The sequence below is a fragment of the Streptomyces sp. NPDC088730 genome, assembly GCF_044751215.1.
GTDB lineage: Bacteria > Actinomycetota > Actinomycetes > Streptomycetales > Streptomycetaceae > Streptomyces.
The window spans coordinates 309513-327789 of sequence record NZ_JBIVLK010000007.1 but is presented as its reverse complement, the minus strand read 5'-3'; the positions used below and the strand labels follow the sequence as shown (position 1 = coordinate 327789).

Below are 18277 nucleotides of genomic sequence, written 5' to 3'. Positions count from 1 at the left end.
CGTCAGCGGGTCTCCCGCTCGTCCCTCGCCCTGGACGGCCAGGCGGCCGCGGAGCGGCCCGGCGCGAGGTGGTCCACCACATCGGCCAGCTCCTCGCAGGCGCGCTCGATCCGGCGGCGGATGTTCTGCTGCTCCGCCACGACGGAGGCCAGCAGTAGCGAGGTCAGTGCCACCGCCCCGTTGAGGACCGTGAGGTTGATCATCACCTCCAGCATGCTGTGTCCGGCGAACGGCCCCACCTGCTCCGTGCCCGCCACCACCGCCAGCACGGACACCAGCAGCGCGCACGGCGCGCTGCCCGCCAGCTGGAACCGCAGAGCCGCCCAGATGAGGATCGGGAACACCAGATAGAGCATCGACAGCGGCCCCCGGGTGGCCACCAGCGCACCCGCGACCGTGACCACCAGCAGCGCACCGGCCTCGATCCACCGGTCGGACATCCGGGGCATCCGCGCCTTGCGCAGCACCACGAGCACCAGCGGGGTGACCACGAGCACCCCCATGGCGTCCCCGGCCCACCACGCCACCCAGACCGTCCAGAACCCGCTGGCGGGCAGTTTGCCGTCCACCGCGAGCATGGCGCTGCCGATGGTCGCGCTGACGGCCATCCCGCCCAGCGCGCCGAGGAAGACCAGCAGGACTCCGTCGCGCAGCCGGTCCAGCTCCGCCCGGAAGCCGAACCGGCGCAGCATCAGGCAGGCGCAGACGGGCGCGAGCGTGTTGCCCGCCACGACGGCCGCCGTCGACGGCGTCACATTGCCGCTGAGCGTGGCGATGACGACCAGCGAGCCGATGGCGATCCCGGGCCAGATGCGCAGTCCCATGATGAGCAGGCAGCCCAGGGCGATGCCGGTCGGCGGCCAGAGCGGCGTCACGATCGCGCCGTGGACCGTCACCTGCCTCAGCAGGCCCAGGCCACCGCCCACGTAGTAGGCGGCGGCGACCGCCAGAATGCGCAGCAGTGCCACGGCCCTGCGCCGGTTTTCCTCGCTGCGGATCACGGTTCTCATCAGATCTCATCAGACACCGGACCCGGCCGGAGGCGGTGGCGTGACACGCCCCACCCTGATCACCGCGTCATCAGGGAGGGACGGGGAACGCGTCGTGGCGCACGACGAGCACGGCGGCGTCGTCCTCGTGACCGGTGCGCTCGGCCGCTCCCAGGATCGCGTCGGCCAGCTCGTCCGCGTCGTCGCCGACCCGCGAGCTCACCAGCCGCACCACGGCGTCCAGCCCCTCGTCGATCGAGTAGGAGGGCCCCTCGATCACCCCGTCGGTCAGCAGCACGAAGGCCCCGGGGGTCGTGAGACGCCGGGTGGTGACCGGGTACTCCTCACCGGTCTGGATCCCGAGCGGCAGACCGCCCTCGTCCTCGGTGGTGCCCGCCCGCCCGTCCGCCGTGGCCCACACCGCGGCGACATGCCCCGCGCGGGCGCTCTGGAGCACCTGGGTGAACGGGTCTATCCGGATGAAGGTGCAGGTGGCGAGGAGGCCGGAGTCCACGGACAGCAGCAGGTCATTGGTCCGCCGCACCACTTCGCCCGGGTCGGCCGCGGTGACGGCGAGCGCGCGCATCGCGATCCGGATCTGGCCCATGAAGGCCGCCGCCTCGACGTCGTGCCCCTGCACGTCCCCGATGGCGAAGGCCAGCGAACCGTCCGGGAGCCGGAAGCCGTCGTACCAGTCGCCCCCGATGTCCAGACCGCTGCGCGCGGGCGTGTACCGGGCGGCGGTCTGGAGCCCCGGCAGGTCGGGCAGGGACGAGGGCAGCATCTCCCGCTGGAGTGCCTCCGCCAGCTCCACCCGCGCCTGGTGCAGCTCCACCTCGCGGCGTGCCCGCGAGGTGAGCTGGTGGAGCGTGGTCAGCAGCTCCTCGGCACTGGCCGAGCGGGGAGGACGACGCCGGTTCATGGGCCGCTCCCCAGTGCGTGTGGTGGCGAGCCGCACCACAGGGTCTGTCGTGGCGGACGATCCGGGAGTCAACGCTTCGGATCCGGTACGGGGCCGCGCGCCGGCTGTTCCGGGCGAGGCTCCGCTCATCGTATTTCGGCGCGGTGATCCGCGCAGTCCGAGCCGCCCCCGGCGGCGGGAGCGCGCGGGGCGCGCCGGTTGGGTGGATGCTGGGAGGGAACCCGCGTGGCGGCGTCGCACGGTGGCCGGCGCGGGCCGGGAGGTGCGCGATGAGCCGGACGATGGAGTGGACGGTCCACGTTGATCTGTCCGAGCAGGACGGCGCGACGAAGGCGGAGGCGGTGCTGGACACCGGCACGGCGAGACTCACCGGTCACGGGGTCGCCCGCTGCAGCCCGCAGGACCCGGATGTGCCCACCATCGGTGACGAGCTCGCGGCGAGCCGTGCGATGCGCGATGTCGCGGCCCAGCTGATGAGCGTGGCCGACCGGGAGCTCGGAGAGGCCGGCGCGGGGCACCCGGACGGGCCGGTTCCGCCGCCCTACGCCTGGTCGGACGCGACGGCCTGAGCCTCACCGCGCGGCCGCGTCAGCTGTCGCGCCCGCCGCGGGGCCCGTAGCGTGACCGGCGAGTGGACCGGTTCACGCGAACGAGACCCCCGGGTGACCCCATGTGCTGGAGCGCGACCGCCGACCTTGTGGCGGGCACCGCCATCGCGGCGGTCGGCGCCGCCTGCGTCCTGCGGACCCGGCGGGTCCGGGACCTCCCGCTCGCCGCGCTCCCGCTGCTGCTGGGCGCCCATCAGATCATCGAGTCCGCGGTGTGGCGCGCGGAGGGCGGTACCGGCCCGGCGACCGTGGCCTGGGCGGTCATCGCCCTGCCGGTGCTGGCGCTCTGGGTGCCGGCGGGTGTCCTGTGCGCCGCGCCGCCGCATGCCCGGCGCCGGCTGCTGGTGCCGCTGGCCGCCGGTGCCGCGACCTCCGCCGTCCTCGGACACGGCCTCGCCGTCCGGCCGGTGACGGCCCGGATCCGGGGACACACCCTGGGCTATGTGCTCGACCTGCCGTTCCCCGTACTGCTCGTCGCGGGCTATCTTCTGGCCACCGTCGGATCGCTGCTGCTGTCCGGCGACCGGTGGCTCACGTGGCTCGGCGGACTGGCCGCGGTCGGGGCCGCTGTGTGCGCCGCGCTGTGGCGGCTGGAGTTCATCTCGACCTGGTGCGCGTTCGCCGCCGTCTGCTCGGTGGTCCTGCTCGGCCGGTCCGGTAGACGCCCTGCCCCGGACGCCGTGCCCACCGGTTCGTGAACCTCGGTTCATCACGTGTTCGAATGAACCTCCGTGCGTCTTTCCTGAGGTAACGGAACGGGCGTTCAGATCCGCCCGTGCGAAGACTGTTACAGGTTCCCGGACCCGATCCGAGCACCGTCTACCAGGACCTGCGCCGCTACGTCCGGGACAACAGCGACACGGCGACGCTCAAGGACGCCCGCGGTCACAAGGCCGACTCGAAGTCCTGTGGCCGCCACCACGGCGGCCGCCGCTGACCGCTGCCGGCCGCCCCTGAGCGGACTCCTGACCACGGCGCACCACGGCCCGCCCGGCCGCGGTGCGCCGCCCCCGATGCTCCGGGACCGGACAGCGTGCCGTCAGGAGCCGCCCTCCGGTGCGGGGATCACCTGTTCGGTCCACAGGGTCTTGCCCTCGGCGTCGTACCGGGTACCCCAGTGGGTGGCGAGCTGCGACACGATGAAGAGGCCGCGGCCCCCCTCGTCCAGGGTGCGCGCGTGGCGCAGGTTCGGTCCCATCGGACTGGTGTCGTGTACCTCGCAGGTCAGGGTGCGGTCCAGCAGAAGACGCAGCTGCAGCGGCGGGGTTCCGTAGCGGACCGCGTTGGTGATCAGCTCGCTCACGATGAGTTCGGTCGCCTCGATCGTCTCCTCGTCGAGGCTCCACCCTTCCAGCCGGTCCCGGACGAGCGTGCGGGCCATGGCGGGCGTGGTCCGGTCGTGGGCCAGTTCCCAGGTCGCGACCCGGTCGGCCGGGACGACGCCGGTCCTGGCGAGGAGCAGCGCGGCACCGTCGGGATGGGCGTCGGCCGGCAGGCTGTAGACGATGGCGTCGCACAGCTGCCGCAGCGGGCGGTCCGGAAAGGCGAGCGCTTCCTGCACCCGGGCCGCGGACCGGGTGTCCGGCAGCAGCGAACCGGTGAGGAACGCCAGCACACTGCCCTCGTCGAGCCGGACCGTCGCCGTGGCGAAGGGGGCGCTGTCGTCGGAGAAGAGCGGCGGCCCCTCGGGAACGTCCAGGACCAGCGGGCTGCCGTCGGGCGCGACGGCCACCGGCGCCGGATGCCCCGCCCGCGCCACGGTGCAGGTCCGGGCGAACGGGTCGTAGACCGCGTACATGCACGTCGCCGTCAGGGACTGGTTGTGCAGCGAGTCGCCGGGCGGCAGCGACCTGCGCTCGCGCGCCAGCCGGTCGGCCGTGTCGTTGAGCCGGGCCAGCACCTCGTCGGGCTCCAGGTCGAGACCGGCCAGCGCGTGGATGACCGTGCGCAGCTGCCCCATGGTGATGGCCGTCTGCAGGCCGTGCCCCTCGACGTTGCCGATGATCAGCGCGGTACGCGCACCCGACAGCCTGACGGTGTCGAACCAGCAGCCGCTGTTGCGCCCCGGCAGCAGGACGTGCGCGGTCTCGATGGCGACCCGGGAACGGTCGTGCTGGGGGAGCAGCCTGCGCTGCACGGTGGACGCGATCACGTGGTCGCGCTCGTAGCGCCGGGCGTTCTCGATGCTCAGCGCGGCGTGGGCGGCCGCCGTCAGCGCGAGCGCGACATCGTTCTCGTCGTACGGCTCGGTTCCGCGGAACCGGTAGAGGCTCACCAGGCCCAGCACCGCGCCGTGCAGCTTCAGCGGCACCACGATCAGCGAGTGCGCTCCGGACACCTCGATCATCCGCGCGGTGTCCGGATCCGCGGCCAGCCACGGAGTGTCCGGGCCGAGCGGGGACAGCCGGGGCCGCAGGTCCGTGACGGCCAGCGCGAACGGTGTGCGCTCCGGCAGCCGCCGCATGTCCCCGGCCATGCCGTCACCACCGGTTCCCCGCTGCGCCGCGCGGCGCAACGGGACTTCGCGCCCCAGCGGACCGACCGGCGGGGGCGAGCCCCGCAGGACCTCGTCCACCACCTCGACCACGGCGAAACCGGCGAACCTCGGCACCAGGGCCGCGACCAGGCCCTCGCAGGTCGCCGCCACATCGAGGGAGTGGCCCACCTCCCTGCGCACAGCCGTCAGGCAGTCCGCGCGGGCGCGGGCCTTCTCCCGTTCGTTGATGTCGACGACCGCGGCCAGCACCCCGAGGGGCCGCCCCGTGGGGCCGTCCAGCCGGTGCAGGGTGACCTGAAGGCTGTGGCTGGGGCCGGGCGCCTGCGCCAGCCGGCCCCGGATCACCTGGCCGAGCACGGGCATGCCGCTCTCCAGCACGCCGCGCAGCAGTCGTTCGGCTCGGACCGGATCGTCGAACCGGTACGCCTCGGTGAAGTGCCGTCCCACGATCCGGCCGGCGTCGACCGCGTCGGACAGCGGGTTGGCGCGCTCCACCCGCAGCTCCGTGTCCAGGACGTGCAGGCCCACCGCGGACTGGCTGAACAAGGCGTCCAGGAGCGCCACCGACATGACGTCACCCGTGGTCGTCCCTGGGACCACTCCACCGGCGTCCGACACGTGGCACCCCCATCAGGCTCCGCCGCCCCGGCGAATCGGCGGCTCTCGGGAAAGCCTGCGCACCTCCCGTCCGGCCCGCCACCGTGCGGGGCCGGACGGGTGAACCGGGACCGCTGCCGCGCCGGGGTGCGGCGGTCAGCTGTCCAGGGCGGCCGAGACCACGGACTTGGCCTCCTCCTGGACCCGGCCGAGGTGCTCGGCGCCGAGGAAGGACTCGGCGTAGATCTTGTAGACGTCCTCCGTGCCCGAGGGCCGGGCGGCGAACCAGGCGTTCTCCGTCGTCACCTTGATTCCGCCGATCGCCTCCCCGTTGCCCGGCGCCGAGGTGAGCACGGCCGTGACCGGTTCGCCCGCGAGGGTGTCGGCGCCGACCTGCTCGGGGGAGAGCCGCGCCAGCACCGCCTTCTGCTCGCGGTCCGCCGGGGCGTCGATCCGGGCGTACGCCGGCTCACCGAACCGGGAGACCAGCGCGGCGTAGTGAGCGGACGGCGATTCGCCCGTCACCGCGAGGATCTCGGAGGCGAGCAGCGCGAGCAGGATGCCGTCCTTGTCCGTCGTCCACACCGATCCGTCATGGCGAAGGAAGGAGGCCCCGGCCGACTCCTCGCCGCCGAACCCGAGCGACCCGTCGGCCAGACCGTCCACGAACCACTTGAATCCGACCGGTACTTCGACCAGCCGCCGGCCGAGACCGGCGGCGACCCGGTCGATCATTCCCGAGGACACCAGGGTCTTGCCGATGCCCGCGTCCACCGGCCACCGGTCCCGGTGCCGGTACAGGTAGTCGATGGCGACGGCGAGGTAGTGGTTCGGGTTCATCAGGCCCGCGTCGGGGGTGACGATGCCGTGCCGGTCCGCGTCGGCGTCGTTGCCGGTGGCGATGTCGTAGCGGTCGCGCTGCCCGATCAGCGAGGCCATCGCGTACGGGGACGAGCAGTCCATCCGGATCTTGCCATCCCAGTCCAGCGTCATGAACCGCCAGGTGGGGTCGGTGAGCGGATTGACCACGGTCAGGTCGAGCCGGTGCTGCTCCGCGATGCGGCCCCAGTACGCGACCGACGCCCCGCCCAGCGGGTCGGCGCCGATCCGTACCCCGGCGGCGCGCACCGCGTCGAGGTCGAGCACGGACGGAAGGTCCGTCACATAACTGCCGAGGAAGTCGTACCTCCCGGTCGAGGGCGCCGCCAGCGCGCGGACGAAGGGCATCCGGCGGACGTCCTTGAGCCCGCCCGCGATGATCTCGTTGGCCCGCTCCTGGATCCAGCCGGTCGCCGCGGATCCGGCCGGACCGCCGTTCGGCGGGTTGTACTTGAACCCGCCGTCACCGGGCGGGTTGTGGGACGGAGTCACCACCACACCGTCGGCGAGACGCGAGGTGCGGCCGCGGTTGTGGGCGAGGACGGCGTGCGAGACCGCGGGCGTCGGGGTGTACCCGTCGGCGGAGTCGACGAGGACGGTCACCTCGTTCGCCGCGAACACTTCGAGGGCGGTGACCCGCGCGGGCTCTGAGAGCGCGTGGGTGTCGGCCCCGAGGAAGAGCGGCCCGTCCGTGCCCTGCGCGGCCCGGTACTCGCTGATCGCCTGGCTCGTCGCGGCGATGTGGTCCTCGTTGAACGCGGTGGCCGTCGACGAACCCCGGTGCCCCGAGGTGCCGAACGCCACCCGCTGGCCCGCCTCGGCCGGATCCGGGTGCAGCGTGTAATACGCCGTCACCAGCCGGGCCACGTCGGTCAGGTCCTCGGGGCGCGCCTGCTGTCCGGCTCGTGTGTGCGGCATCTGCCACTCCTCCGTATCGGTCGGTCGGTGCGATCTGCCCGCCGGGCCATCTTCACCGCTCGTCTTCGTGGGCGGGCGGGCGCCCCGCCGTGCGGACGGCGACCGCCGCAGCGTATCCGGGGGGAACCGCGACATCGGTGACGGTCCAGCCCGCGGGACCCGGCTGCGGAACCGGTCCGGTACCCATGTGGTCGCCCGAGAGACCGTCGGCCAGCCCGATCCCGGTGCCCTTCAGATACGCCTCCTTGCGGGTCCAGGCCCGTACGAAGGCGGCCGGGCGCTCCTCGGCGGGCAGCGCCGCCAGTTCCCGGCGCTCCGCCGGATGCAGCTGGTCCCCGATCTCCGACACGATCCGGTTCTCCGGGGCGCGTTCCACATCCACCCCCACCGGCTCGTCCGCGAGCGCGAGCAGCGCGACGCCCCGGGTGTGCGACAGGGAGAAGTGCCCGCCGCCGTCGGTCGCGGGACGGCCGTGCGGCCCGCCGCAGGACGGACACGGCTCCCGCGTCAGCCGCACCGCGTCGGGAGCGATGCCGAGCCGCGCCCCCAGCAGCATCCGCAGCGCCACGTGCGAGGCGAGGTAGCAGAAGCGGTCGGCCTCCACGGCCAGGCTCCCGGCCCGCGCGAGCTCCTGCGCGTCCAGGATGCCCGGGGCCAGCGCCTGGGCCCGCTCGCCCTCGCGCTGCGCGTCCACGATCCACAGCGCGGGAACACCGGTGCGCCGGGCGGCCGCCGGGGCCCGGCAGCCGGTCTCGGTGAATGCGAACTCGTCGGGCTGGTACACCGTTGCGTCTTCCCTCGGCCGGGCGGGTGCCGTGAGCGGTCGTCAACGGCGGGGCGGTCGCTCATATTCTATGGAGCTCCGGGCCCCGGTGCGCTCAGGAGGCCTGGAGGGCGTGAGCCCATTGCGCGACGGTGGCGGTCTCGCAGCGGCGGGCGAGGAGGTCGTTCACGAGTGTGTGGTGCAGTGCGGGATCGGGATCGGCGCAGGCGTCGGACAGGACGGTCACCCGGTAGTCGAGGTCGGCCGCCTGAAGCGCGGTGGACAGGACGACGCCGCCCGTGGAGACGCCGGCCAGGACGAGATGACCGATGTCCTGGACGGCGAGTATCTGCTGGAGGTTGTTGCCGGCGAACGCGCTGACACGGTTCTTGTGGACGACGGTCTCGCCCTCCGCCGGTGCGGCGTCCGGGTGGATCGCGGCGCCCGGGTCGTCGGCGGTGAAGAGGTGGGGGGCCAGCGATCCGAAGGTCTTGTTACGGGGATGGGCGTCGGCACGGCCCGGGCGCAGCCGGAGCGTCACGTGGATGACGGGGACCCCCGCGGCGCGTGCCGTGCCGAGAGCGCGCACGGCGTGGGACAGGTAGTCGGCGGGCATCTGGCCGAGGTGGCTGAGCTGGAGGTCCATCGAGAGCAGCGCGGTGCGGGACATGGTCCGGGCCCTTCGTCGGGGTGGGCTGGGTCCGCCCGGGGGCGGCGGGACTGGCGGTCAGCGCGCTTGTGGCGCCGCGGCCGGGGAAGCCTTGTCCGTCGCACGGGAGAGAGTGCGGTCGACCACGGTCACCAGGAGATAGAGCACGGCCGCGCCGAGCATGATCCAGGCGAGGTGGTGCATACCGCCGGTGTCCACGCGCTCTCCGAAGGAGGCGGCCGCCGTGGCGGAGGCGACCATCGAACCCGCATAGGCGAAGGTGCGCAGCAGTCCGGCCGAGGAGGCGGTGCGTTCGGGATCGGCCTGGAAGTAGACCGAGTTCTGCAGGGCCAGGCTGTTCAGCCCCTGCGGGACGCCGAAGACCAGGGCGACGAGTACCAGCGTCCACACCGGGCTCGCTCCGGTGAGCGTCAGCATCACCGCGCAGGCGGCGATCTGGCCGAGCCCGCCGACGATCAGCTTGCCGCGCACCCCCCTGCGCCGCCCGGTGAGGACCGAGACCCCGATGGCCACCAGGAACATGGGGATCTGGACGAGCCCGGCGTGGAAGGGCGAGAGCCCGAAGCCCTCCTCCGTCCACTGGGTGAACCCGTAGAGGAAGGCGTAGGAGACGACGTAGGCGACGAGCGCGCGCCCGTAGGTGGCCAGCAGTGGCGTGTTGCCGCCCAGCACCCGCAGGTTGATGAACGGGGTGGGCGCCCGCAGCTCCCGCACCGCGAAAGCGGCGCTCGCGGCGGCGGCGATCGCCAGCAGGTACCAGTCGCGCAGGTGGAGGTTCATCAGGAACAGCAGCAGGGAGACGAGCGTCGCGGCGAACAGCGCCATCCCGGGCAGATCGAGCTGGGCGGCGATACGTCCGCGCTGCGGGGACTCCCCGGTGCCGGCCTCTCTGGGCAGCCGGCCCAGCCCCAGCAGCACGGCTGCGCCGGCGAGGGGCACGTTCAGCGCGAACGTGGTGCGCCAGCCGCCCAGTCCGATCAGCAGGCCGCCCAGCAGCGGGCCGATCACGGCGATGGTCTGGTTGGCGACGGCCAGGGCGGTCAGCACCCCGCCGGGGCTGTCCCGGCCCGTCCGCCCGGCCTCGCTGCGCAGCAGCGCCATCGCGGCGGGGTAACCGGCGCAGGTGCCGAACCCGAGCAGGACGCGTGAGGCGATCAGTACTCCCAGGTTCGGCGCCACGGTGCCGATGGCACCGGCGACCCCGACCAGGGTGGTGCTGACGAGGAAGAGCCTGCGCGGCCCGAAGATGTCGATGAGCCGGCCCACGACGGGCTGCCCGAGAGCGGTGGCCAGGTAGAGGGCCGAGACCAGCCACGCGGTCTGCGAGGGCGGGGCGCCGAGCGCCCTGCCGATGGGTATGAGCGTGACGGCGATGATCGTCGAGTTGACCGGGTTCAGGACCGAGCCCAGCAGCATCGGCGGCAGCAGCCGCCGGTCGAAGCCCGCCGTCGCCGTGCCGCTGTGCCCCGCCGTCGTCCGGTCAGTCATGGGTGAGGCGCTCCAGTACGGCCATCGCGGCGATCACGGCCCGCCGTTCCTCTTCGGTGCACCGCTCCTGAAGCTCCCCGGCGAGCCATTCCTGCCGGGCCTGGCGCCCCTCCGCCACCCGCTGGTGCCCCGCCTCGGTCAGCGCGACCAGCAGACGGCGCCCGTCGCCTGGGTCGGGGCGCCGCTCCACGAGTCCCAGGGCGGTGAGCGAAGCGAGCGTCGCCGTCACCGACTGGTGGCGCACGCCCTCGGCCGTGGCGAGCTCGCTGGCCGTGATGCCCGGGTTCCCGGACAGCCTGGTCAGTACGGACTCCTGTCCGAAGGTGATGTCCTCCGCCTCGGCGGCGTTCAGGATGCGGCGCCGCAGCCGGCCGATGACCGTGCGGACCTCTCGCGAAGCCTGAACAGCTGAGGGCGACGTGCGCGGGCTCTCGTTCATGCGCTCCACGGTAGAACCTACAGGCTGAGTTGTACAGTTTCAGCTGTATAACTTGACCCCTTTCCCTGCTCGTCTCCCTGTTCGAGCTGGCACTTTCAGCGCCTTTCGCTTCTGTGCAAATCTCTTGCGTAAATTGCGGCCTGTTTGCAGGGTCTCCGGCCTCGGCTCGATGATTGCCGATGAGCCATCTATTGCCTTGTTTGTCAGGGTGGTTGAGCCGGTGCGAGGCAATCCGCTTACGTCGCGATTTCTGTCACGACGGTGGACTAGCCGTCATTTCTCTGCAACTCTCTGACCGCAATCCGCAAAAGTCCATCCTGTGGGCGCAGGAAACCATGCCCCCAGCAGGTACGCAGAAAGAGCCGCGCCTTGGACGCGCCCTGCGCCGAGGCCGAAGATCGGGGACATATGAGAACGCAACGCTGGAGATGGCGGGTCCTCTCCGCCACGGTCACCACCAGCCTGCTGATGGTCGGCTGGCCGGCGATCAGCGCCTCCGCGGCCGGCGGGCCGAACATCGCCGCCGACCAGAAGGCGGCCGCGAGCAGCGCCGGCAGCGGGAAAGTCGCCGCGAACATCGCCGACGGCGAGCAGTCGACGTACTGGGAGGGGTCGAGCAGCGCCCTGCCCCAGTGGGTGCAGAGCGACCTGGGCAAGGTCACCCGCATCGACCAGGTCACCCTGAAGCTTCCCGCCGACTGGAAGACCCGCCGGCAGACCCTGTCCCTCCAGGGCAGCGCCGACGGGACCAGCTTCGCCACGCTGAAGACCTCGGCCGCCTACACCTTCGCACCGGGCAGCTCCAACAAGGTGACCATCAGCTTCCCGGCCACCCGGGCCCGGTTCGTACGGGCGGACATCACCGCGAACACCGTCGCGAAGAACGGCCAGCTCTCCGAGCTGGAGGTCCGCGCGGCGGCCGAGTCGTCGGTGAACCTGGCCGCCGGCCGCACGCTCACGGCCAGCAGCTACACCCAGACCTACACCCCCGCCCAGGCCAACGACGGCAACGCGGCCAGCTACTGGGAGAGCCGCAACGGCGAGCTGCCGCAGTGGATCCAGGCCGACCTCGGCTCCTCGGTACGGGTCGACCGGGTGGTGCTGCGCCTGCCCGACGGCTGGGAGTCCCGCACCCAGACCCTGAAGATCCAGGGCAGCACCAACGGCTCGGACTTCACCGACCTGACGCAGTCCAAGGCGTACACCTTCAGCCCGACGGCCGGCGAGACGGCGACGGTCGGCTTCGACGCCACGACCACCCGCTACGTACGCGTCCTGGTCAGCGCCAACTCCGTCCAGCCCGGTGCCCAGGTCTCCGAGCTGGAGATCTACGGGCCCGCCTCGGGTGACACCCAGGCGCCCACCGCTCCCTCGCAGCTGGCGTACACCGAGCCGGCCACCGGGCAGATCAAGCTGACCTGGAAGGCGGCGACGGACGACACCGCCGTCACCGGCTACGACATCTACGCCAACAACACGCTGCTGACCAGCGTGGCCGGCAACGTCACCACGTTCACCGACACCCGTCCGAGCGGCTCGACCGTGTCGTACTACGTCCGGGCCAAGGACGCGGCGGGCAACGTCTCGGGCAACAGCAACACCGTCACCCGGACCGGCGACACCGGGGACACCCAGGCGCCGACCGCACCGGCCGGCCTGAGCTTCACCGAGGCGACCGCCGGACAGATCAAGCTGGTCTGGCAGGCGTCCACCGACAACAAGGGCGTCACCGGGTACGACATCTACGCCAACAACGTGCTGCGCAAGAGCGTGGCCGGCGATGTCACCACCTACACCGACACCCAGTCCACCGCCACCACGGTCTCCTACACCGTCCGGGCCAGGGACGCGGCGGGCAACGTCTCGGGCGACAGCAACACCGTCACCCGTAACGGCAGCACGAGCGCGGCGTCCAACCTCGCGGTCGGGAAGCCCATCACCGCCTCGTCCGTGGTCCACACGTTCGTCGCGGAGAACGCCAACGACAACAGCCTGAGCACGTACTGGGAGGGCGCCGGGGGCAGCTACCCGAACACCCTGACGGTCAAGCTGGGCGCCAATGCCGAGACCGAGAGCGTCGTCGTCAAGCTCAACCCGGACAGCAGCTGGGGGGCCAGGACCCAGAACATCCAGGTACTCGGCCGTGAGCAGAGCGCCTCGGCCTTCACCAGCCTGGTCGCGGCCAAGGACTACGCGTTCAGTCCGGGCAGCGGCAACGCGGTGACCATTCCGGTCAGCGGCCGGGTCGCCGACGTCCAGCTGAAGTTCAACTCCAACACCGGCTCCGGTGCCGGTCAGGTCGCGGAGTTCCAGGTGCTGGGCGCCCCGGCACCCAACCCGAACCTCCAGGTCAGCTCGGTGACCGCGGCTCCCGCCGCACCCGTCGAGTCGGACCCGGTCACGCTGACCGCGACGGTGCGCAACAGCGGCTCCGTCGCGGCGCCGGCGAGCAAGGTCGAATTCCGGCTCGGCGGCAGCAAGGTCGCCACCGGGTCCGTGGGCGCGCTGGCCGCGGGTGCCTCCACCCAGGTCAGTGCGGAGATCGGAGCGCGTGACGCCGGCAGCTACGAAGTCAGTGCCGTAGCCGACCCGGCGAACGAGGTCATCGAGCAGAACGAGACCGACAACACTTACACGAGCACGACCGCTCTGGTCGTCAAGCCGGTCGCCAGCTCGGACCTGGTCTCCACCGGGGTGAGCACCTCCCCGTCCGCCCCGTCCAACGGCCAGAACGTCACCTTCTCCGTCGCCATCAAGAACCAGGGCTCGGTGGCGTCCGCCGCGGGCGGCCACGCCGTCACGCTCAGCCTGCTCGACGCCAAGGGCGCCACGGTGAAGACCCTCACCGGCACCTACAACGGGGCCATCGCCGCGGGCGCGACCAGCGCACCGGTGAGCCTGGGCAGCTGGACCGCGGTCAACGGCTCGTACACGGTGCGGACGGTGATCGCCGACGACGCCAACGAACTCCCGGTGAAGCGCGGGAACAACACCGCCAGCAGCTCGTTCTTCGTCGGCCGCGGCGCCAACATGCCGTACGACATGTACGAGGCGGAGGACGGCGTCACCGGTGGCGGCGCCAAGGTCGTCGGTCCGAACCGGACCGTCGGTGACATCGCGGGCGAGGCGTCCGGCCGCAAGGCCGTCACCCTCGACAGCACCGGCAACTACGTGGAGTTCACCACCAGGGCGAGCACCAACACCCTGGTGACCCGGTTCTCCATCCCCGACTCCGCGGGCGGCGGAGGCATCGACTCCAAGCTGAACCTCTACGTGGACGGCACCTTCCTCAAGGCGATCGACCTCACCTCGAAGTACGCGTGGCTGTACGGCGCCGAGACCGGACCCGGCAACTCTCCGGGCTCGGGTTCGCCGCGGCACATCTACGACGAGGCGAACGTGATGCTGGGCAAGACCGTCCCGGCGGGCAGCAAGATCCGGCTCCAGAAGGACGCGGCGAACACCTCCACCTACGCGATCGACTTCGTCAGCCTGGAGCAGGCCACGCAGATCGCCAACCCGGACCCGGCCGCCTACGCCGTGCCCACCGGATTCACCCACCAGGACGTCCAGAACGCCCTGGACAAGGTCCGGATGGACACCACGGGCAAGCTGGTCGGCGTCTACCTGCCGGCCGGTGACTACCAGACCGCGAGCAAGTTCCAGGTCTACGGCAAGGCCGTGAAGGTCGTCGGCGCCGGTCCCTGGTACACCAGGTTCTTCGCGCCCTCCGGCCAGGAGAACACCGACAACGGATTCCGTGCCGAGGCCAGTGCGAAGGGCTCCTCGTTCGCGAACTTCGCGTACTTCGGGAACTACACCTCGCGCATCGACGGACCCGGCAAGGTGTTCGACTTCTCCAACGTCTCGGACATCACCATCGACAATGTCTGGAACGAGCACACCGTGTGCCTCTACTGGGGCGCGAACACGGACAGCATCACCATCAAGAACTCCCGCATCCGCGACACGTTCGCCGACGGCATCAACATGACCAACGGCTCGACGGACAACCACGTCGTCAACAACGAGTCCCGCGCCACGGGCGACGACAGCTTCGCCCTGTTCTCGGCCATCGACTCCGGTGGCTCGGACATGAAGAACAACGTGTACGAGAACCTCACCTCGATCCTGACCTGGCGTGCGGCGGGTGTCGCCGTCTACGGCGGCTACGACAACACCTTCCGCAACATCCTGATCGCGGACACCCTGGTCTACTCGGGCGTCACGGTGAGCTCGCTGGACTTCGGCTACCCGATGAACGGGTTCGGTACCGAGCCGACGACCATCGAGAACGTCTCCGTCATCCGCTCCGGAGGCCATTTCTGGGGGACGCAGACCTTCCCCGGGATCTGGCTGTTCTCCGCCTCCAAGGTGTTCCAGGGCATCCGGATCAACCACGTCGACATCGTCGACCCGACGTACAGCGGCATCATGTTCCAGACCAACTACGTGGGAGGCCAGCCGCAGTTCCCGATCAAGGACACCGTGCTGACCGACATCTCCATCACCGGCGCCCGCAAGAGCGGGGACGCCTTCGACGCCAAGTCCGGCTTCGGGCTGTGGGCCAACGAGATGCCGGAGGCCGGCCAGGGGCCCGCCGTCGGTGAGGTCACCTTCAACGGCCTGAAGCTCAGCGGAAACGCGCAGGACGTGAAGAACACCACCTCCACCATGAAGATCAACATCAACCCGTAACCCCTCGCACACAGGAACGCCGTCCGGCTTGCCGGGCGGCGTTCCGTGGTGCGCAAATTCCTTGCGCCCACCCGTGAGAAGTTTGCGGAAGCGGAACCGCCGGCCGGTCACGAACCGTGCGGAACCACCCGTGGCGTGCTGTCTCGGCTGTGTGGAGCCGGGTGGCACGCCTCTGCCGTGCCTCGCAGAGGCGCGCAACGGACTGTCAAACTTTTACGAAAACTGCGCGAGATATTGCGTTCACATGTCGGCGCTGGTTGAGTGAACCTCGCCCCGGCAGAGAGCCGGCCGAGGGCCTTCCATGCTCATGCCCGAAGGGGACCATCGATGAGAAGTGCTGGGTTCAGCCGCACACGCCGTACAAGCCGTGCCTCCGCGGCTGCCCTTGTCACCGCACTCGCCCTGACCGCTCTCGCCTCCTGCGGCACGAGCAGCAGCAGCGACAACGGTGACAACGGCAGTGGATCCAAGGGATCGTCCGACCCGTCGGCGCCGCTCGACCCGAAGACGAAGGTGACGATCTCGATCGACTGTATGCCGCCGGCGGCCAAGGCCGCGGAGCTGCGTGAGTGGAACGAGGACATCAAGACGTTCAACAAGCAGTACCCGAACGTCACGATCAACGGGAAGTCCACTCCCGGCCAGTGCAACGAGCCGCCCCGCTTCACGGCGATGCTGAAGGGCAAGTCGCAGCCCGACGTCTTCTACGCGTACTTCAGCGACCTCCAGCAGGTCCTGGACAACGACGGCGCCGAGGACATCTCCGCCTACGTCACCGACAAGTCGGTGCCCGCCCTCAAGGACATCCAGACCCAGGTCATCGATGTGGCCCGCAAGGACGGCAAGCTCTACGCCCTGCCGACCAGCAACTACACCATGGGCCTGATGATCAACCGGAAGCTGTTCCAGCAGGCCGGTCTGGACCCGAACAACCCGCCGTCCACGTGGGAGGACGTCCGCAAGGCCGCGAAGAAGATCGCGGGCCTGGGCAAGGGCATCGCGGGCTACGGGGAGTACAGCGCCGGCAACAACGGCGGCTGGCACTTCGCGGCCACCCAGTTCGGCCTCGGCGGGGACGTCGTGGACGCCTCCGGCAAGAAGGCGGCCTTCAACAACGCCACCGGCAAGCAGGTCCTCCAGCAGCTGCACGACATGCGCTGGGAGGACGACAGCATGGGCAAGACCCAGCTGCTGAAGTGGGGCGACCTCCAGAAGCAGATAGCCAGCGACAAGCTGGGCATGTTCCTGGCCGCCCCCGACGACATCGCCTACATGGTCCAGCAGCTCGGCGCGAAGTACGAGACCTTCGGCCTCGGCCCGATCCCGGGCGGCAAGGGCACTCTCTTCGGCGGCAACAACTACATGATCAAGAAGGGCAGCTCGCCCGACCAGATCAAGGCCGGCATCGCCTGGCTGAACTTCAAGAACCTCACTCCGGGCAAGGGACAGTTCGACTGGGCCCGCACCAAGGCCGACAAGCTCCCCGTCGGGCTGCCGCAGCCGAACTTCTTCCTCAACGACTCCAAGGCCAAGGACGACGCCGCACGGGCCAAGGACGCGACGATGCCCGTCGAGAACTTCAAGGCCTTCATGGACAACCCCGTCCAGGGCAAGGCCGAGCCGCCGAAGGCGCAGGAGGTCTACAAGATCCTCGACAACGCCATGTCCGGTGTCCTGACCAACAAGGACGCCGACATCGACAAGCTGCTCTCCACCGCTGAGCAGCAGGTCAACCAGGTCCTGGCGAACCAGTAACGGACGCGCGGGACCGGGTCACGCGGACCCGGTCCCGCATTCCGCCCCCGTCCGACTACTGCGCTTCAGTACACCGGCACCTAGGAGACACCATGTCGGCCCCTACCCTGTCCTCCCGCAAGGCCGCCAGGCCCGGGCCAGGACTTCCAGGCCCCGCACGCCGGACCTCCGCCCGCGAGGAGTTCCTGCGCGCCGTGCGCCGCAACATCTCAGCCCACGGCTTCCTCATCGGAGCGGTGCTCTGCTTCTCGTTCTTCTCCTGGTATCCGATGGTCCGGGAGTTCATCCTGGCCTTCCAGAAGACCGAGAACGGCAAAACCACCTGGGCCGGCTGGTCCAACCTGACTTACGTCTTCAACGACCCGGCCTTCTGGCAGGCATGGCGCAACACCCTGCAGTACACCGTGCTCGCGCTGCTGCTCGGCTTCGTCGTCCCGTTCGTCGTCGCCGTCGTGCTCAACGAGTTCCGGCACGCACAGGGCTATCTGCGGCTCCTGGTCTACCTCCCCGTCATGCTGCCGCCGGTCGCCTCCGTGCTCCTCTTCAAGTACTTCTACGACCCCGGGTACGGCCTCTTCAACCGCATCCTGGAGATCTTCCACCTGCCCGCACAGCAGTGGCTCCAGGACACCGACACCTCCATGCTCTCCGTCGTCATCGCGGCGACCTGGATGAACATGGGCGGCGCGACGCTGATCTACCTGGCCGCGCTCCAGGGCATCCCCGGAGAGCTGTACGAAGCGGCGGAGCTCGACGGCGCGGGCCTGTTCCGCAAGGTCTGGCACGTCACCATCCCGCAGACCCGGCTCATCCTCTCGCTGCTCCTGCTCATGCAGATCATCGCGACGATGCAGGTCTTCACCGAGCCGTTCCTGCTCACCAACGGAGCCGGCCCGGAGGGGTCCACGACCACCGTCGTCTACCTCATCTACCAGTACGCCTTCAACTTCAACAACTACGGCAGCGCGGCGGCACTCGGCCTCGTCCTGCTCGTCGTGCTCGCGGGATTCTCCGCGGTGTACGTACGACTGAGCCGCAGCAGCGAAGACTAGGA

14 protein-coding genes are annotated in these 18277 nt (G+C 70.5%); 6 read left to right on the top strand and 8 right to left on the bottom strand.

Features of this window, described 5'->3' with window-relative positions; all coding sequences use genetic code 11:
- Nucleotides 1–2: 2 nt before the first annotated feature.
- Together ACIP89_RS22930 and ACIP89_RS22925 are read right to left on the bottom strand one after the other, a co-directional pair.
- On the bottom strand, nucleotides 3–1001 hold the full coding sequence (locus ACIP89_RS22930) for an MASE1 domain-containing protein (RefSeq protein ID WP_401928551.1): 999 nt from the start codon (nucleotides 999–1001) through the stop codon (nucleotides 3–5).
- A gap of 79 nt (nucleotides 1002–1080) precedes the next feature.
- Nucleotides 1081–1911 carry a PP2C family protein-serine/threonine phosphatase gene (locus ACIP89_RS22925; protein WP_401928109.1) on the bottom strand — a complete coding sequence of 277 codons (831 nt, stop codon included), beginning with the start codon at nucleotides 1909–1911 and terminating at the stop codon, nucleotides 1081–1083.
- Nucleotides 1912–2180: 269 nt separating this feature from the next.
- Between ACIP89_RS22925 and ACIP89_RS22920 the strand changes: the two genes are divergently transcribed.
- From ACIP89_RS22920 to ACIP89_RS22910, 3 genes are all read left to right on the top strand, one after another.
- Nucleotides 2181–2480 (top strand): DUF1876 domain-containing protein, encoded by a 300-nt coding sequence (locus ACIP89_RS22920; RefSeq protein ID WP_371774741.1) that lies wholly within the window; start codon nucleotides 2181–2183, stop codon nucleotides 2478–2480.
- 101 nt (nucleotides 2481–2581) lie between these two features.
- Nucleotides 2582–3217, top strand: a complete 636-nt coding sequence (locus ACIP89_RS22915; protein WP_401929270.1) for a DUF6629 family protein — start codon at nucleotides 2582–2584, stop codon at nucleotides 3215–3217.
- Between the two features lie 77 nt (nucleotides 3218–3294).
- A complete protein-coding gene (locus ACIP89_RS22910) occupies nucleotides 3295–3456 on the top strand; it encodes a hypothetical protein (RefSeq protein WP_402116423.1) in 162 nt (53 codons plus the stop codon).
- Nucleotides 3457–3558: 102 nt separating this feature from the next.
- Here ACIP89_RS22910 and ACIP89_RS22905 read toward each other — a convergent pair whose 3' ends face one another.
- The 6 genes from ACIP89_RS22905 to ACIP89_RS22880 form a co-directional block, all read right to left on the bottom strand.
- On the bottom strand, nucleotides 3559–5586 hold the full coding sequence (locus ACIP89_RS22905) for a SpoIIE family protein phosphatase (protein WP_402116422.1): 2028 nt from the start codon (nucleotides 5584–5586) through the stop codon (nucleotides 3559–3561).
- 183 nt (nucleotides 5587–5769) lie between these two features.
- Complete coding sequence (gene pgm / locus ACIP89_RS22900; protein ID WP_402116420.1) at nucleotides 5770–7410, bottom strand: phosphoglucomutase (alpha-D-glucose-1,6-bisphosphate-dependent); 1641 nt, start codon at nucleotides 7408–7410, stop codon at nucleotides 5770–5772.
- A 52-nt stretch (nucleotides 7411–7462) separates the two neighbouring features.
- The gene (locus tag ACIP89_RS22895; protein ID WP_402116418.1) at nucleotides 7463–8194 is read right to left on the bottom strand and encodes a 4'-phosphopantetheinyl transferase family protein; all 732 of its coding nucleotides are present in this window, start codon (nucleotides 8192–8194) and stop codon (nucleotides 7463–7465) included.
- 94 nt (nucleotides 8195–8288) lie between these two features.
- Nucleotides 8289–8843 (bottom strand): cysteine hydrolase family protein, encoded by a 555-nt coding sequence (locus ACIP89_RS22890; protein ID WP_402116416.1) that lies wholly within the window; start codon nucleotides 8841–8843, stop codon nucleotides 8289–8291.
- Between the two features lie 57 nt (nucleotides 8844–8900).
- Entirely contained in the window at nucleotides 8901–10331 is a 1431-nt protein-coding gene (locus ACIP89_RS22885; RefSeq protein WP_402116414.1) for an MFS transporter, read from the bottom strand.
- A complete protein-coding gene (locus tag ACIP89_RS22880; protein ID WP_401928124.1) occupies nucleotides 10324–10770 on the bottom strand; it encodes a MarR family winged helix-turn-helix transcriptional regulator in 447 nt (148 codons plus the stop codon). Before ACIP89_RS22880 ends, ACIP89_RS22885 begins: the two co-directional genes overlap by 8 nt.
- Nucleotides 10771–11178: 408 nt before the next feature.
- On the opposite strand from ACIP89_RS22880, the gene ACIP89_RS22875 reads away from it, so the two are divergent.
- The 3 genes from ACIP89_RS22875 to ACIP89_RS22865 all read left to right on the top strand — a co-directional run bounded on the left by ACIP89_RS22875 (nucleotide 11179) and on the right by ACIP89_RS22865 (nucleotide 18275).
- Nucleotides 11179–15468 (top strand): discoidin domain-containing protein, encoded by a 4290-nt coding sequence (locus ACIP89_RS22875; RefSeq protein ID WP_402116411.1) that lies wholly within the window; start codon nucleotides 11179–11181, stop codon nucleotides 15466–15468.
- Between the two features lie 327 nt (nucleotides 15469–15795).
- Complete coding sequence (locus tag ACIP89_RS22870) at nucleotides 15796–17223, top strand: extracellular solute-binding protein (RefSeq protein ID WP_401929257.1); 1428 nt, start codon at nucleotides 15796–15798, stop codon at nucleotides 17221–17223.
- 92 nt (nucleotides 17224–17315) lie between these two features.
- Nucleotides 17316–18275: a carbohydrate ABC transporter permease gene (locus tag ACIP89_RS22865; protein ID WP_371774751.1), complete on the top strand. Its 960-nt coding sequence runs from the start codon at nucleotides 17316–17318 to the stop codon at nucleotides 18273–18275.
- Nucleotides 18276–18277: the final 2 nt, after the last annotated feature.